Here is a 16,088-nt window from a genome sequence, read left to right as displayed (position 1 = left end):
CCCTGCTGGGGGCCTTAAAAAGGAATGTAAATCGCCATGTTACTACCCTGGCTAATATTAATTCCCTTCATCGGCGGCTTCCTGTGCTGGCAGACTGAACGCTTTGGCGTGAAGATGCCGCGCTGGATCGCGCTGATCACCATGGGATTGACGCTCGCGCTTGGCCTGCAACTGTGGTTGCAGGGCGGTTACTCACTGACCCAGTCTGCGGGCATCCCGCAGTGGCAGTCTGAGTTCATCCTGCCCTGGATCCCACGTTTCGGTATCACCATCCACCTGGCGATTGACGGTCTGTCGCTGCTGATGGTGGTGCTGACCGGTCTGCTCGGTGTTCTGGCGGTACTCTGCTCCTGGCGAGAAATCGAAAAATACCAGGGCTTTTTCCACCTGAACCTGATGTGGATCCTGGGCGGCGTGATCGGCGTGTTCCTTGCCATCGACATGTTCCTGTTCTTCTTCTTCTGGGAGATGATGCTGGTGCCGATGTACTTCCTGATCGCGCTTTGGGGCCACAAGGCATCCGACGGTAAAACGCGTATCACGGCGGCGACCAAGTTCTTCATCTACACCCAGGCGAGCGGTCTGGTGATGTTGATTGCCATTCTGGCGCTGGTGTTTGTTCACCATAACGCGACGGGCATCTGGACCTTCAACTACGAAGATCTGCTGAAAACCCCGATGTCACACGGCGTTGAATACCTGCTGATGCTGGGCTTCTTCATCGCATTCGCGGTGAAAATGCCGGTGGTTCCGCTGCACGGCTGGCTGCCAGACGCGCACTCTCAGGCACCCACGGCGGGTTCCGTTGACCTGGCGGGCATCTTGCTGAAAACCGCGGCCTACGGTCTGCTGCGTTTCGCGCTGCCGCTGTTCCCGAATGCGTCCGCTGAGTTTGCCCCGATTGCCATGTGGCTCGGTGTGATCGGTATCTTCTACGGTGCCTGGATGGCCTTCACGCAGTACGACATCAAGCGTCTGATTGCCTACACCTCCGTTTCCCACATGGGCTTCGTGCTGATTGCCATCTACACCGGCAGCCAGCTGGCGTACCAGGGCGCGGTGATCCAGATGATTGCACACGGTCTGTCCGCTGCCGGCCTCTTCATCCTGTGTGGTCAGCTGTACGAACGTCTGCACACGCGTGACATGCGCATGATGGGCGGTCTGTGGAGCAAAATTAAATGGCTGCCAGCGCTCTCCATGTTCTTCGCGGTTGCCACCCTGGGGATGCCAGGCACCGGTAACTTCGTCGGCGAATTTATGATTCTGTTCGGCAGCTTCAAAGTGGTGCCGGTGATCACCGTGATCTCCACCTTTGGTCTGGTGTTCGCTTCCGTCTACTCGCTGGCGATGCTGCACCGCGCTTACTTCGGTAAAGCGAAGAGCGAAATTGCTGCACAAGAACTGCCGGGGATGTCGCTGCGTGAGCTGTTCATCATCCTGCTGCTGGTCGTACTGCTGGTGCTGCTGGGCTTCTTCCCGCAGCCGATTCTGGATACCTCGCACAGTGCGATGGGCAACATCCAGCAGTGGTTTGTTAATTCTGCTTCTACTACAAGGCCGTAAATCGCCATGACAATAACTCCACAACAACTGATTGCGCTGCTACCGCTGCTGATCGTCGGATTGACGGTGGTGGTTGTGATGCTCTCCATTGCGTGGCGACGCAATCACTTCCTGAATGCCACGCTGTCGGTCATCGGCCTGAACGCCGCGTTAGTCTCTCTCTGGTTTGTTGGCCAGGGCGGTGCGATGGACGTCACGCCGCTGATGCGCGTTGACGGCTATGCCATGCTCTACACCGGTCTGGTGCTGCTGGCGAGCCTGGCGACCTGTACCTTTGCGTACCCATGGCTCGAAGGCTACAACGACAACAAAGAAGAGTTTTATCTGCTGGTTCTGATTGCCGCGCTGGGCGGCATTCTGCTGGCGAATGCTAACCATCTGGCCGCGCTGTTCCTCGGTATTGAGCTGATCTCTCTGCCGCTGTTCGGTCTGATTGGTTACGCCTTCCGTCAAAAGCGCTCTCTGGAAGCAAGCATCAAGTACACCATCCTGTCTGCTGCTGCGTCCTCGTTCCTGCTGTTTGGTATTGCGCTGCTGTACGCACAGTCCGGTAACCTCTCTTTCATGGCGCTCGGCAAGAGCCTCGGCGACGGCATGCTCCATGAGCCGCTGCTGCTGGCGGGTCTGGGCATGATGATTGTAGGCCTTGGCTTTAAACTCTCACTGGTTCCGTTCCACCTGTGGACACCAGACGTATACCAGGGCGCGCCTGCGCCGGTGTCGACCTTCCTGGCGACAGCGAGCAAAATCGCTATCTTCGGTGTGGTCATGCGTCTGTTCCTGTACGCGCCGGTGGGTGACAGTGAAGCGGTTCGCGTGGTGCTGGGCATCATCGCGTTCGTCTCCATCATCTTTGGTAACCTGATGGCGCTGAGCCAGACCAACATCAAGCGTCTGCTGGGCTACTCGTCCATCTCTCATCTGGGCTACCTGATGGTGGCGCTGATTGCGCTGCAGAGCGGTGAAATGTCGATGGAAGCCGTGGGCGTGTATCTGGCCGGTTACCTGTTCAGCAGCCTCGGCGCCTTCGGCGTGGTGAGCCTGATGTCCAGCCCATACCGTGGCCCGGATGCCGACTCACTGTTCTCTTACCGTGGTCTGTTCTGGCACCGTCCGATCCTGTCCGCGGTGATGACCGTGATGATGCTCTCTCTGGCGGGTATCCCGATGACGCTGGGCTTTATCGGTAAATTCTACGTGCTGGCCGTCGGTGTGCAGGCACACCTGTGGTGGCTGACTGCCGGTGTGGTTATCGGTTCCGCGATTGGTCTCTACTACTACCTGCGCGTTGCCGTGAGCCTCTACCTGAGCGCGCCTCAGCAGCTCAACCGCGATGCGCCATCTAACTGGCAGTACAGCGCCGGTGGTATCGTAGTGCTTATCTCAGCCCTGCTGGTGCTGATCTTCGGTATCTATCCGCAGCCGCTGATTGATATCGTGCAGCGAGCGATGCCATTAATGTAAAAGTAAAACCCGCCTCGGCGGGTTTTTTTATGGTTTTCTCCCTCTCCCTGTGGGAGAGGGACGGGGTGAGGGCACCAGCCCGCACCAGACCTAAGCCAGCTGCTTCCGGCTAATCAACGGCCCGTCAATCTTCTTCATCGAGCGATCCAGCACCTCTTCAATCACCGACGACAGCTCGTTCAGCTCAAACTTCGCCACGTACCCGTCCGCCTTCACCTTGCGAATATGGTCTTCGTTGGCGTTGCCGGAAAGGGAAGAGTGGATCACCACCGGAATATCCTTCAGTACCGGGTCGGTTTTGATTTTGCGCGTCAGCGTAAAACCGTCCATCTCCGGCATTTCGAGGTCGGTCAGCACCAGGGCAATCTTATCGGTGATCGGCACACCTTCGGCCTGCGCCTGAGCGGCCAGCAGGCTAATTTTTTCCCACGCATCTTTGCCGGTGATATGCAGCTGCGCCGGGATCTCCATCGCCTGCAAACCTTTCTCCAGCATCGAGCGCGCCACTTTGGAATCTTCCGCCACAATCGCCACGGAACCCGGCTTGATGTTGAATTTAGTGGTCTTCAGATTCGTGGCGTGCAGGTCGTGGTTCGCCGGGGTGATGTCATACAGGATCTGCTCAACGTCCAGCACCATCGCCAGTTCGTTGGTATCGGCCTTCTCGTCCAGGCAGGCAATACTGGTGATGTAGCGCCCGCTGACGGCAGTTTCCGCCGCGTGCACCTGCTTCCAGTCCAGACGCATGATGTTCTCAACCGACTCCACGGCAAACGCCTGCACGCTGCGGGCATATTCGGTAATCAGCAGGATGTTCAGCCCGGTGGTGGGTTTACAGCCCGCCACGGCGGCCAGATCGATAACCGGGATCACCTGATCGCGAATATTCACCATCCCCATCAGCGGAGACTTCATCCCGGCAGGTTTCGTGAACTCCGGCATCGGTACAATTTCGCGCAGCTTGAAAACGTTAATACCAAACAGCTCGGATTTGTTGTCGTTCAGAGAGGTGCCAAGACGGAACAGCAACAGTTCAAAACGGTTCGACAGGGTCAGATTCGCCCTGTCATCAATATCTTTCTGGAAATTATCCATTCTACCCTCGAGAGAAATGCTGGCCTTTTAATCGTTATCGGCATCCTGAGGGAAAAATGAAGGGCTAAACGCTGACCTTAGCGAAATCTTCGGCCAGCTCACATTCCGGGAACAGCGCCCGACACTCTGCCAGCAGGCTTTCGCACCCCCGCGCGTCGTAACGCGAGCTGACATGGGTGATAATGAGCCTGCCGACAGCCGCGTCACGGGCAAGCAGCGCCGCCTGACGCGTTGAGCTATGGCCCCGACTGTTGGCTTTCTCTTCCATCGCCGTCTCCAGGGTGGCTTCATGCACCATCACGTCCACGCCCTGAGCAAGCTGAACGGCGGCAGGGCACGGTGCCGTGTCGCCAAAAATGGCCAGTTTTTTGCCCGGCTGAGGTGCGGCGAGATAATCCTGGCCGTTGATGATGCGCCCGTCCTCCAGCGTAACGTGCTGTCCGTGCTTCAGGCGCTGGAACAGCGGTCCAGGCTTTACGCCATCGGCGATGAGCGCGGCGGCATCCAGTGCGCCGGGTTTGTCGTGTTCCTCAATGCGGTAGCCATAGCACTCCACCGGATGATTAAGCGGTCGGGCGGTGACCTGATAATCCCCATCGTCGAAAACCAGGCCTTCGGTAATCTCAACGACCTCAAGCGGATAGTCGGTCCAGGAGCCGCTGAGGCGTAGCGCGGTTTCAACAAATTCCCGGATCCCCACAGGCCCATAAATCGTCAGCGGGTTGGCATTACCGGCCATTGAGCGGCTGCAAAGCAAACCGGGAAGGCCAAAAAGATGGTCGCCATGCAGGTGAGTGATGAAAATTTTATCCAGCTTGCCGGGGTGATAAGCGGTATGTAAAAGCTGATGTTGTGTCCCTTCACCACAGTCAAACAGCCATAGCCCGCCACGGGTGGGATGTTTAAGATCCAGCAGTATCGCGGTCACATTTCGTGATCGGGTTGGCACGCCAGCAGACGTCCCCAGAAATATCAGTTCCATAATGCAATCAGCCCTTTGCCGAACGGGGAGGGGTTTAGTATAACGTGATGAACCCCAGGAAGGAGAAAGAGATGATCCAGTGGCAAGATTTACACCATAGTGAGCTCACCGTTCAGTCGCTCTACGCGCTGCTCAAACTGCGCTGCGAAGTGTTTGTGGTTGAACAAACCTGTCCGTATCAGGATATCGACGGTGATGATCTCACAGGGGAAAACCGTCATATCCTCGGCTGGAAGGACAACGAGCTGGTGGCGTATGCGAGGATTCTGAAAAGCGAGGACGATTTTGAGCCCGTCGTGATAGGTCGCGTCATTGTCAGCAACAAAGCACGGGGCGAAAAACTCGGCTATCAGCTGATGGAAAAAACGCTGGATGCGTGCCGGAAACAGTGGCCGGACAAGGCGTTATACCTGGGCGCGCAGGCGCACCTGCAACCCTTCTACGGCCATTTTGGTTTTACGCCGGTTACCGACGTTTATGACGAAGATGGCATCCCGCACATCGGCATGGCACGGGAAGTGAAACAGGCGTAATGGCACGTCGTTGTCTATAGTTAGCGGACTGGTGTACTAACATGGAGAAAAATATGTCATTTCAATCCTGGGATACCCGTATCGACGACGACCTGGCTTTGCTGAGCGAAACGCTGGAAGAGGTGTTACGTTCCTCGGGCGACCCTGCCGATCAGAAATATATTGAGTTAAAAGCCCGTGCTGAACAGGCGCTGCATGAAGTGAAAAACCGCGTCAGCCATGCGTCTGATACTTACTACTACCGTGCCAAAAAAGCGGTTTATCGTGCCGATGACTATGTCCATGAAAAACCGTGGCAGGGCATTGGGGTGGGTGCTGCCGTAGGGCTGGTGCTGGGCCTGCTGCTGGCCCGTCGTTAAGCCGCTTAACCACTCCCTATACGTGGGTACTGCTATTTATGTTCAGTACCCCGTATAATATGCGGTTTTAACAGGGAGAGGTTCGCGTGAATTCGATTTTCCTTGCGCTGGAGCAACTGCAAACCCAGCTTTCGCAAGCGTTACCCGCTACACCCGGCCTGCGTCATTTCGACGTCTCTTTCCCGTTAAACGACGCCTTCGATCCTCTCGCCTGGCTTGGCGAGCAGCAGTGCTATCCGCAATTTTACTGGCAGCAGCGTAACGGTGATGAAGAGCTGGCTGCGCTGGGGGCGGTCACCCAATTTTCCTCTCTGGCGCTGGCCTCACAGTTTTTGCGTGCAGAACATGCGCCAAAAGAGACTCGCATCTGCGGCCTCAACGCATTCAGCCCGGAGCAGGGCAGTCTTTTTCTGCCGCGCCTGCTCTGGCGACGTACCGCTGGCAACGCCACCTTGCGCCTGCAGCTGTGGAGCGATAGCTCGCTTCAGGACGACGCGTGCACTGCCCTGGAATTACTCCAGCAACTCCGTCCAGCCAGAGCCATTCGTCCGCTGTCTGTCCAGGTTGAGCGCGAAACGCATCTGCCGCAAAAACCGGAATGGTTGACCCTTATCGGCAAGGCGACGGAGACTATCGCGCGCGGCGATTTCGAAAAGGTCGTGCTTGCCCGGGCCACCGATCTGCAGTGTAAACAGCGGGTTAATCCTGTCGCTCTGATGGCCGCCAGCCGCGCCCTGAATCTCAACTGCTATCATTTCTGCATGGTATTCGACGCCCGCAACGCGTTCCTCGGCTCCACGCCCGAGCGCCTCTGGCGGCGACGTGGCAAGCTGCTGCGCACCGAAGCGCTGGCGGGCACCGTCGCCAGCCATACGGATGATAAACAGGCGCAGCGCCTGGGCGAGTGGTTGCTGAATGATGATAAAAACCAGCGTGAAAATATGCTGGTCGTGGAAGATATCTGTCAGCGTCTTCAGCACCATACGCAGACGCTTGAGGTATTGCCTGCTCAGGTCGTCCGGCTGCGTAAAGTACAGCATTTACGACGCTGTATCTGGACGGAGCTAAAACAGGCCGATGACGAATTGTGTCTGCATGTGCTCCAGCCGACAGCCGCTGTTGCCGGCCTTCCGCGACAGCCCGCGCGTGCGTTTATCCACAACGTTGAGCCTTTCAACCGCGAATGGTACGCCGGTTCGGCCGGGTATTTATCGCCCGATCAAAGCGAGTTCTGTGTGGCGTTGCGCTCGGCGCGCGTCCAGGATGACGCCCTGCGGCTCTACGCCGGGGCGGGCATCGTCAGCGGATCTGACCCGGAGCAGGAGTGGCAGGAGATCGAAAACAAAGCCGCTGGCTTGCGCTCTCTGCTCCTTAGGGATTAATACTGATTCGCGCAATCCCGATTCATATCAAAATTCCAATTTTTTCTATTATTTATACTGTGTCGCATTCTTGATACCGGACAATCTCATGTCAGTAAGTTCTTTTAACCGACGCTGGGCGGCGGTGATCCTTGAAGCCCTGACGCGCCATGGCGTCAGGCACGTGTGTATTGCACCGGGTTCTCGCTCAACGCCGCTGACGCTGGCGGCCGCCGAAAATCGGGCATTGATTCATCACACCCATTTTGATGAGCGTGGCCTTGGGCATCTGGCGCTTGGGCTGGCAAAGGTCAGCAAAGAACCTGTGGCGGTGATTGTCACCTCCGGTACCGCCGTGGCGAACCTCTACCCGGCCCTGATTGAAGCCGGGCTAACCGGTGAAAAGCTGATCCTGCTGACGGCCGACCGTCCTCCTGAGCTTATCGACTGCGGAGCGAATCAGGCCATTCGCCAGCCGGGACTCTTTTCTTCGCATCCTTCGCAGACGGTTTCGCTGCCGCGTCCTACCCAGGATATTCCGGCAAGCTGGCTGGTCTCCACGGTCGATCACGCCATGGAGACATTGCGCAGCGGGGCGTTGCACATTAACTGTCCATTTGCCGAGCCGCTGTATGGCGAACTGGACGATACCGGCCTTGACTGGCAGCGCTCCCTCGGTAACTGGTGGCAGAGTGAAAAACCGTGGCTGCGCGGGCAAACGCATCTTGAGAGCGCGAAACAGCGCGACTGGTTCTTCTGGCGCCAAAAACGCGGCGTGGTTATTGCCGGGCGCATGAGCGCCGCCGAAGGCAGGCGGGTCGCCGAATGGGCGCAAACCCTCGGCTGGCCGCTGATTGGCGACGTGCTTTCCCAGACCGGTCAGCCGCTGCCGTGCGCCGATCTCTGGCTCGGGAATGCGAAGGCGGTCACTGAGCTTTCACAGGCGCAGATTGTGGTTCAGATCGGCGCCAGCCTGACCGGGAAACGCCTGCTGCAGTGGCAGGCGACCTGCACGCCGGAAGAGTACTGGCTGGTCGACCCGCTGGAAGGGCGGCTTGACCCGGCGCACCATCGCGGCCGCCGTCTGGTGAGCAACATTGAGAGCTGGCTGGAACTGCATCCGGCGGAAAAACGTCAACCCTGGGCGGTGGCAATCCCCGAATTATCTCGTCAGGCGTGGGAAATCACCAAAGCGCACTGTGAGACATTCAGCGAAGCCGGTCTGGCGCACCGTATTCGTCAGTATCTGCCTGAACAGGGCCAGCTGTTTGTCGGTAATAGCCTGGTGGTGCGTCTGATTGACGCCTTTTCGAAGCTGCCTGCGGGCTACCCGGTTTATAGCAACCGCGGCGCCAGCGGCATCGACGGGCTGATCTCGACGGCGGCGGGCGTGCAGCGCGCCAGCGCGAAATCGACGCTGGCGATCGTGGGCGATCTCTCCGCGCTTTACGATCTCAACGCGCTGGCGCTGCTGCGTCAGGCTTCCGCACCGTTTGTGCTGATCGTCGTGAACAACAACGGCGGGCAGATTTTCTCTCTGTTGCCAACGCCCCAGAGCGAGCGTGAGCGTTTCTATCTGATGCCGCAGAACGTGCAGTTTGAACATGCTGCGGCAATGTTCAGCCTGAAATATCACCGCCCGGAGAGCTGGGAACAGCTGGAAACAGCGCTAAGCAGCGCCTGGAAGCAACCGGGCGCGACGCTGATTGAGCTGGTCGTGAACGATGCCGACGGTGCGCAGAGCCTGCAAAGCCTGCTGGCACAGGTGAGCCAGCTGTGATCCTCGCAGGCGTGCAGCAGACCGGAGAACCAGGCTATCCCTGTCTGGTCTTTTTGCACGGTTTTTCCGGAGACTGCCGCGAGTGGCAGGTTGTCGGGGAGACGCTGAGCGAGTATCCCCGGCTCTATCTTGACCTGCCGGGGCACGGTGAATCCCGGAATATTACCGTGACGGGGTTCGAGGAGATGAGCGATTTGTTGACCCGGACTCTGCTTAGTTACAACATACTGAATTTCTGGCTGGTGGGGTACTCCCTCGGCGGCCGCATTGCGATGTTTCACGCCTGCCAGCAGCCGAAGGGGCTGTTGGGCGTGATGGTTGAGGGCGGACATCCGGGCCTGCAGAACGCCGACGATCGCCATGCGCGGCGGGTATCCGACCACCGCTGGGCGACACGTTTTCGCACCGAACCGCTGGATAAGGTCTTTGCTGACTGGTACCAGCAGCCGGTGTTTGCCTCTCTCCCGGACGCTGAGCGGAAGGCGCTTATTACCCTGCGCAGCCAAAACAACGGCATAACGCTGGCGAAAATGCTTGAAGCGACCTCGCTGGCCGGGCAGCCGGATTTACGTCTCGCGCTCAGCACCCGCCATTTCTCTTTTGATTACCTCTATGGCGAACGTGATAAAAAGTTCGCGGCCCTTGCCGCCGAACTGCACGCCGTTCGCCATGAAATTCCAAACGCCGGACACAACGCCCACCGGGAAAACCCCGCTGCGGTCGCCGCGAGTCTGGCTCAGATACTGCGTCTTCGAACAAAGGACACTCTATGATCTATCCTGATGAAAACATGCTTTACGCGCCGGTCGAATGGCAAGACTGCTCCGAAGGCTACACCGACATTCGTTACCACAAATCCGCTGACGGCATCGCCAAAATCACCATCAACCGTCCGCAGGTGCGTAACGCCTTCCGTCCGCTGACCGTCAAGGAGATGATCCAGGCCCTGGCGGATGCTCGCTATGACGATAACATCGGCGTGATTGTCCTGACCGGCGAAGGTGAGAAAGCCTTCTGCTCCGGTGGCGATCAGAAAGTGCGCGGTGACTACGGCGGATACCAGGACGATGCGGGTACGCATCACCTGAACGTGCTCGATTTCCAGCGCCAGATCCGCACCTGCCCGAAACCGGTGGTGGCGATGGTGGCGGGTTACTCCATCGGCGGCGGTCATGTGCTGCACATGATGTGTGACCTGACCATTGCCGCCGAGAACGCCATCTTCGGCCAGACCGGTCCGAAAGTGGGCTCTTTCGACGGCGGCTGGGGCGCTTCCTACATGGCGCGCATCGTCGGGCAGAAAAAAGCGCGTGAAATCTGGTTCCTGTGCCGTCAGTACAACGCCCAGGAAGCGCTGGATATGGGCCTGGTGAATACCGTGGTACCGATTGCCGATCTCGAAAAAGAGACCGTCCGCTGGTGCCGTGAAATGCTGCAAAACAGCCCAATGGCGCTGCGCTGCCTGAAGGCGGCACTCAACGCTGACTGTGACGGTCAGGCGGGCCTGCAGGAGCTGGCGGGCAACGCCACCATGCTGTTCTACATGACCGAAGAGGGTCAGGAAGGACGCAACGCGTTTAACGAAAAACGCCAGCCTGATTTCAGCAAATACAAACGGAACCCGTAATGCGTCGCGCGCAGGTTTACCGCTGGCAGATACCGATGGACGCGGGCGTGGTGCTGCGTGAACGGCGGTTAAAAACCCGTGATGGCTTCTTTGTGCATCTCCAGCAGGGTGAGCGAGAAGGCTGGGGCGAGATTTCGCCGCTGCCGGGCTTTAGCCTGGAATCGCTCGATGATGCAAAGGCTGCGCTGCTGGCGTGGGCAGGTGCGTGGCGCGAGGGCGCGAACCCGGCGTTGCCGGACGTGCCTTCTGCGGCCTTTGGTATCAGCTGTGCGCTGGCAGAACTGGAGGGCAGCCTGCCGGAAGAGGGCAATTACCGCGCGGCACCGCTGTGCACGGGCGACCCGGACGAGCTCTTTGCGTTGCTCTCCACCATGCCGGGCGAGAAAGTGGCGAAAATTAAGGTCGGTCTCTACGAAGCGGTGCGCGACGGAATGGTTGCCAACCTGCTGCTGGAAGCGATTCCCGATTTGCACCTGCGTCTTGACGCAAACCGCGCCTGGACGCCGCTTAAGGCGCAGCAGTTTGCGAAATACGTCAACCCGGCGTACCGCAGCCGCATCGCCTTCCTGGAAGAGCCGTGCAAAACCCGCGACGATTCGCGCGCGTTTGCTCGTGAAACGGGGATTGCTATCGCCTGGGATGAAAGCCTGCGCGAAGACGATTTTGAATTTATTGCCGAGCCGGGCGTCAGCGCAGTGGTGATTAAACCGACGTTAACCGGCAGCCTGGCGAAGGTCCGCGAGCAGGTTGCCGCGGCGCATGCGCTGGGTCTGACGGCGGTGATCAGTTCGTCGATTGAGTCCAGCCTTGGGCTGACCCAGCTGGCACGTATTGCCGCCTGGTTAACGCCTGACGCTGTCCCCGGCCTCGATACGCTGAACCTGATGCAGGCTCAGCTTCTCCGCCAGTGGCCGGACAGCGCGCTGCCGTGCCTCAGCGTTGAGGCGCTGGAGCCGCTGCTATGAGTTTTACCGACTGGCCATGGCGGCACTGGTGTGCGCAGTTTGCCGACAAACCTGCTCTCAGGCTGAACGACGACGCGCTGAGCTGGCAACAGCTGTGCACGCGTATCGATCGCCTTGCCGCGGGCTTTCATCAGCAGGGGGTGGAGGAGGGTGACGGTGTTCTGCTGTTGGCCTATAACCACCCGCAAACGCTGATGGCATGGCTGGCGCTGCTCCAGTGCGGCGCGCGTATTCTTCCAGTGAATCCACAGCTGCCGCGTCCGCTGCTGGACGTGCTGCTCCCCCAGATGACCCTGCGCTTTGCGCTGGTGCTGGACGGCAGCTACGACGCTCTTCCTGCCCTGAGCATGCGTGAGCCAGCCGATGCATACCGCGTTGCATGGCAACCGGCGCGGCTGGCCTCGATGACGCTCACTTCCGGCTCGAGCGGGCTACCGAAGGCGGCGGTGCATACCTGTGCCGCCCACCTTGCCAGCGCGCGCGGCGTGTTGTCGCTGATGCCCTATGGGGACAACGACGACTGGCTCCTTTCGCTGCCGCTGTTTCACGTTTCCGGTCAGGGAATTTTATGGCGCTGGCTGGTGGCCGGGGCACGCTTAACGGTGCGCGAGAAACAACCTCTGGAACAGGCGTTACGCGGCTGCACCCACGCCTCGCTGGTGCCGACCCAGCTCTGGCGTCTGCTTAATCGTCACAAGCCTGTTGCACTGAAAGCGGTGCTGTTGGGCGGGGCTGCAATCCCCGTTGATTTAACACAGCAGGCGCGCGAACAGGGTATTCACTCCTTCTGCGGTTACGGCCTGACCGAGTTTGCCTCTACCGTCTGTGCGAAAGAGGCAGACGGAGAGCCGGACGTAGGGTATGCGCTGCCGGGCAGAGAGGTGCAGGTCGTTGACGGTGAAGTCTGGATCAGGGCGGAAAGTATGGCTTCCGGCTACTGGCGGGACGGTGCGCTGATGCCGTTGACCAATGCGCAGGGATGGTTCGCCACCCGCGACCGTGGGGAATGGCATAACGGGCGACTGACGATTTTAGGCCGCATAGACAATCTCTTTTTCAGCGGAGGAGAGGGGATCCAGCCGGAATCGCTGGAACGTGTTATCGCCGCACACCCGCAGATTAACCAGGTGTTTATCGTCCCGCTGGACGATGCCGAGTTTGGACAACGTCCGGTGGCGGTGGTGGAGTGCGAGCCGGGAACGGATATCGCGCAATTTCCTGACTGGATCCAGGGCAGACTGGCGCGCTTTGAGCAGCCGGTCCACTGGCTGGTACTGCCGGCGGAGCTAAAAAATGGCGGGATTAAGATCTCCCGCCAGGCGTTAAAACAGTGGGTGAATGCCCAGCTGTCGGCGTAATTATCCGATATCCGGCTCCGGTTTGCGCTGGCGACGACGCAGCAGGCGTAATACCGGCGGCACCACAATCACCATGATTGCCAGCGCTAACAGGACCTTCGCGACGCTGCTGTCCCACAGGATCGACATATTGCCGTTACTGATGGACAGCGCGCGGCGCAGGTTCTGCTCCAGCATCTCGCCAAGCACGAACCCCAGAATCAGCGGTGACATCGGGAAGTGCATCTTACGGAGTATGTATCCCAGCACGCCCAGGACCACCATCAGCACCAGGTCAAACGTGGTGCTGTGCACCGCGTACACCCCTACAGCAGAGACGGCGGCAATCGCCGGGACCAGGAACCACAGGGGAATGGTCAACATGCGGGTGAACAGCCCAATCAGCGGGATATTCATCACCAGCAGCATCACGTTAGCGATCAGCAGGGCGGCAATCAGCCCCCAGACAATATCCGGCTGCTCGGTAAACATTGCCGGTCCCGGCGTGATGTTGTAGAGCGTCAGGGCGCCCATCATCACCGCCGTGGTGCCGGAGCCCGGTACGCCAAGGGTCAGCATCGGGATAAACGAGCCACAGGCCGAGGCGTTATTGGCCGCCTCAGGCGCCGCCACGCCGCGAATATCGCCTTTACCAAAGCTGTCGCTGTTGCCGCTGAGCTTTTTCTCGGTCATGTAGGTAATGGCGCTGGCGATGGTGGCCCCGGCGCCCGGCAGGATGCCGACAAAGAAGCCAATTACCGATGAGCGCAGCGTGGTGCCGATGCACTGCGCGCCCTCTTTAGCGCTAAAGAGCATTCGGCCGGTTTTGCGCACCAGCGTCTGCCCGCTGCTGGTATGTTCCAGCATCAGTAAGATTTCAGAGACAGAGAACAGACCAATCACGACCACGATAAACTGCACGCCGTCGGACAGGTGAACGCTGTCGAAGGTAAAGCGATAGACCCCGGTGTTGGCATCCACGCCGACGGTGGCTAACCCTAAGCCAATCAGCGCGGACAAAAACGACTTGAGCGGATTTTGCGCCATCATGCTGCCGAGGCAGGCAATGGCAAACACCATCAGGGCAAAATATTCTGCCGGACCAAACGCCAGCGACCACTGGGCCAGCGCAGGCGCAAACAGAATGATGCCGCCAATGGCAACCAGCGAGCCAAAGAACGAACTGACCGCTGAAATGGAGAGCGCCACGCCCCCGCGACCCTGTCGCGCCATCGGATAGCCATCCAGCGCGGTCATGATCGCCGCCGCATCTCCCGGCACGTTAAGCAGGATCGACGAGATGCGCCCGCCATATTCACAGCCGATATAGACCGTTGCCAGCAGGATCAGCGCCGATTCCGCAGGCAGATGCAGGGCAAAGGCCAGCGGAAGTAAAATTGCTACCCCGTTGATCGGCCCAAGACCCGGCAGCAGGCCGACAATCGTGCCCACGAAACAGCCGATCAGGGCGATCACCAGGTTTTCCGGGGTCATCGCCACGGCGAACCCCTGTGAGAGGTAAATCCAGGTATCCATAGCGTGCTCCGTTAATTAAGCCAGGCGCCGAGCGGTAACGTCACGTCCAGCAGGCGGTCAAAGGCGTACCACAGTAAAATCCCCATCACCACGCCTGAGATCCCTGCCGCGGGAAGGGTGGCGTTAAACAGCATGCCGATCACCATCGTCAGGATGGCGGTCGCCACCGGGAAGCCGAGCCATTCAAAGCCCCAGGCGTACATCAGCAGGACAATGACCATCACCAGCAGACGCTGCAGAATGCGACGCGGTGGCCACTCGACGGTGTCCGGGTGGCGCAACAGCAGCGCCACCGAGCAGAGCAGCATCAGGCCGACGATGCCCATCGGGAAGGGGCGTGGCCCTACGGGTTCATAGCTGTATTCGCTGTGGATCTGCCAGGCGACAAACATCCCGCCAACGCAGAGCAGCAGCCATATCCCGGCAAAAATACGATCGCTCATAGCGCCTCCGGTTATTTCGCCAGGCCAAAGGCTTTCGCCTGCTCGCGGTAGTCATTCACCTGTTTTTTGACGTACTCATCCAGTGGCTTACCGGTCAGGTTAAATTCAAACAGCCCGCGCAGATCGCGCTGTTTCTTAAACGCTTCGGTCTGCTGGAGTTTGTTGAACGCGTCGACCCACCACTGGTACTCGGCATCGGTCACTTTTGGCCCGACGAAGAACCCGCGGATGATTGGCCAGACCAGGTTGTAACCCTGCTCTTTGGCGGTCGGCACGTTAGCCAGCTGTCCCGGCAGACGGTTTTCCGAGAAGGCCGCCAGCACGCGGATTTTGTCCCCGTTCAGGTAGGGCACCATCTCGCTGAGATCGCCGGAAACGGCCTGAACGTGGTTGCCCATCAGTGCCGTAACCGGCTCGCCGCCGCCTTCAAAGGCCACGTAGCGCATTTTGTGTGGGTCAACCTTCGCCTGTTGCGCGAGAAGGGCGGCTTTCATCCAGTCCTGGCTACCGATCGACGCGCCTGCGCCAATCACCACGCTGTTCGGATCTTTTTCCATGGCGGTGAGTAGGTCTTTCAGGGACTTCCACGGTGAGTCGGCACGCACGGCAATCATCCCGTAGTCGGTACCGACGGTCGCCAGCCAGCGCACGTCATCCACGCCATAACGGCCAAACTTGCCCTGAGACAGGTTCAGCAGTGAACCACCGGAGAAGGCCACCACCGTCCCCGCTTCCGCAGGTCGTTGTGCGACGATGGCGTTATAGGCCACCGCGCCCACGCCGCCGGGCATGTAGGTCACGCGCATCGGTTTCTCGATGGCCTTCGTCTCCAGCATGCTGACCTGAATCAATTTGCAGGTGAGATCGAAACCGCCACCCGGTTTGGCCGGGGCGATACATTCGGTACGGGACGGGGCGTCCTGCGCCTGAACGACAGAGGTACTCAACAGGAATGCGCTTGCAGCAAGGGTAGAAAGTAAGTGTTTTTTCATCGTTTATCCTCACGCCGGGGTACGGGTATGGGTCTTTTTTCTGATTAT

General features: G+C 59.0%; 15 protein-coding genes. 10 read left to right on the top strand and 5 right to left on the bottom strand.

The genetic code is table 11. From position 1 onward, the window contains the following. Positions 1-36 precede the first annotated feature (36 nt). Both nuoM and nuoN read left to right on the top strand, forming a co-directional pair. On the top strand, positions 37-1,566 hold the full coding sequence (nuoM, locus tag L3068_RS15680; RefSeq protein ID WP_014884633.1) for an NADH-quinone oxidoreductase subunit M: 1,530 nt from the start codon (positions 37-39) through the stop codon (positions 1,564-1,566). Positions 1,567-1,572: 6 nt separating this feature from the next. After that, positions 1,573-3,030: an NADH-quinone oxidoreductase subunit NuoN gene (gene nuoN, locus L3068_RS15675; RefSeq protein ID WP_014884632.1), complete on the top strand. Its 1,458-nt coding sequence runs from the start codon at positions 1,573-1,575 to the stop codon at positions 3,028-3,030. Between the two features lie 90 nt (positions 3,031-3,120). On the opposite strand, the gene L3068_RS15670 is transcribed toward nuoN, so the two are convergent. Both L3068_RS15670 and rbn read right to left on the bottom strand, forming a co-directional pair. Then, complete coding sequence (locus L3068_RS15670) at positions 3,121-4,125, bottom strand: chemotaxis protein (RefSeq protein WP_014884631.1); 1,005 nt, start codon at positions 4,123-4,125, stop codon at positions 3,121-3,123. Between the two features lie 64 nt (positions 4,126-4,189). Next, the gene (rbn, locus tag L3068_RS15665; protein WP_045268979.1) at positions 4,190-5,107 is read right to left on the bottom strand and encodes a ribonuclease BN; all 918 of its coding nucleotides are present in this window, start codon (positions 5,105-5,107) and stop codon (positions 4,190-4,192) included. A gap of 71 nt (positions 5,108-5,178) precedes the next feature. Between rbn and L3068_RS15660 the strand changes: the two genes are divergently transcribed. The 8 genes from L3068_RS15660 to menE all read left to right on the top strand — a co-directional run bounded on the left by L3068_RS15660 (position 5,179) and on the right by menE (position 13,090). After that, positions 5,179-5,640 (top strand): GNAT family N-acetyltransferase, encoded by a 462-nt coding sequence (locus L3068_RS15660; protein ID WP_023338569.1) that lies wholly within the window; start codon positions 5,179-5,181, stop codon positions 5,638-5,640. Between the two features lie 53 nt (positions 5,641-5,693). Continuing rightward, positions 5,694-5,999 (top strand): stress response protein ElaB, encoded by a 306-nt coding sequence (elaB, locus tag L3068_RS15655; RefSeq protein ID WP_008500219.1) that lies wholly within the window; start codon positions 5,694-5,696, stop codon positions 5,997-5,999. Between the two features lie 86 nt (positions 6,000-6,085). Then, a complete protein-coding gene (gene menF / locus L3068_RS15650; RefSeq protein WP_047344837.1) occupies positions 6,086-7,381 on the top strand; it encodes an isochorismate synthase MenF in 1,296 nt (431 codons plus the stop codon). 88 nt (positions 7,382-7,469) lie between these two features. Further along, positions 7,470-9,140, top strand: a complete 1,671-nt coding sequence (menD, locus tag L3068_RS15645) for a 2-succinyl-5-enolpyruvyl-6-hydroxy-3-cyclohexene-1-carboxylic-acid synthase (RefSeq protein ID WP_047344836.1) — start codon at positions 7,470-7,472, stop codon at positions 9,138-9,140. Then, on the top strand, positions 9,137-9,913 hold the full coding sequence (gene menH / locus L3068_RS15640; RefSeq protein ID WP_047344835.1) for a 2-succinyl-6-hydroxy-2,4-cyclohexadiene-1-carboxylate synthase: 777 nt from the start codon (positions 9,137-9,139) through the stop codon (positions 9,911-9,913). Before menD ends, menH begins: the two co-directional genes overlap by 4 nt. Further along, complete coding sequence (gene menB / locus L3068_RS15635) at positions 9,910-10,767, top strand: 1,4-dihydroxy-2-naphthoyl-CoA synthase (protein WP_013098093.1); 858 nt, start codon at positions 9,910-9,912, stop codon at positions 10,765-10,767. Before menH ends, menB begins: the two co-directional genes overlap by 4 nt. Next, entirely contained in the window at positions 10,767-11,732 is a 966-nt protein-coding gene (menC, locus tag L3068_RS15630; protein WP_047344834.1) for an o-succinylbenzoate synthase, read from the top strand. Before menB ends, menC begins: the two co-directional genes overlap by 1 nt. Beyond that, positions 11,729-13,090 carry an o-succinylbenzoate--CoA ligase gene (menE, locus tag L3068_RS15625; RefSeq protein ID WP_117580806.1) on the top strand — a complete coding sequence of 454 codons (1,362 nt, stop codon included), beginning with the start codon at positions 11,729-11,731 and terminating at the stop codon, positions 13,088-13,090. The genes menC and menE overlap by 4 nt, the downstream gene beginning before the upstream one ends. On the opposite strand, the gene L3068_RS15620 is transcribed toward menE, so the two are convergent. From L3068_RS15620 to L3068_RS15610, 3 genes are read right to left on the bottom strand one after another with little or no spacing between them, the layout of a single operon-like run. Beyond that, the gene (locus tag L3068_RS15620; protein WP_014884623.1) at positions 13,091-14,605 is read right to left on the bottom strand and encodes a tripartite tricarboxylate transporter permease; all 1,515 of its coding nucleotides are present in this window, start codon (positions 14,603-14,605) and stop codon (positions 13,091-13,093) included. Between the two features lie 11 nt (positions 14,606-14,616). Continuing rightward, positions 14,617-15,048, bottom strand: a complete 432-nt coding sequence (locus L3068_RS15615) for a tripartite tricarboxylate transporter TctB family protein (RefSeq protein WP_014884622.1) — start codon at positions 15,046-15,048, stop codon at positions 14,617-14,619. 11 nt (positions 15,049-15,059) lie between these two features. Next, positions 15,060-16,040, bottom strand: a complete 981-nt coding sequence (locus L3068_RS15610) for a Bug family tripartite tricarboxylate transporter substrate binding protein (protein WP_063667305.1) — start codon at positions 16,038-16,040, stop codon at positions 15,060-15,062. Positions 16,041-16,088 lie beyond the last annotated feature (48 nt).

Origin of the sequence: Enterobacter cloacae complex sp. ECL414, assembly GCF_021869685.1 — a bacterium.
Classification (GTDB): Bacteria; Pseudomonadota; Gammaproteobacteria; order Enterobacterales; family Enterobacteriaceae; genus Enterobacter; species Enterobacter kobei.
Note: the sequence above shows the minus strand (reverse complement) of the source record. Positions and strands in the feature narration are given on the sequence as shown.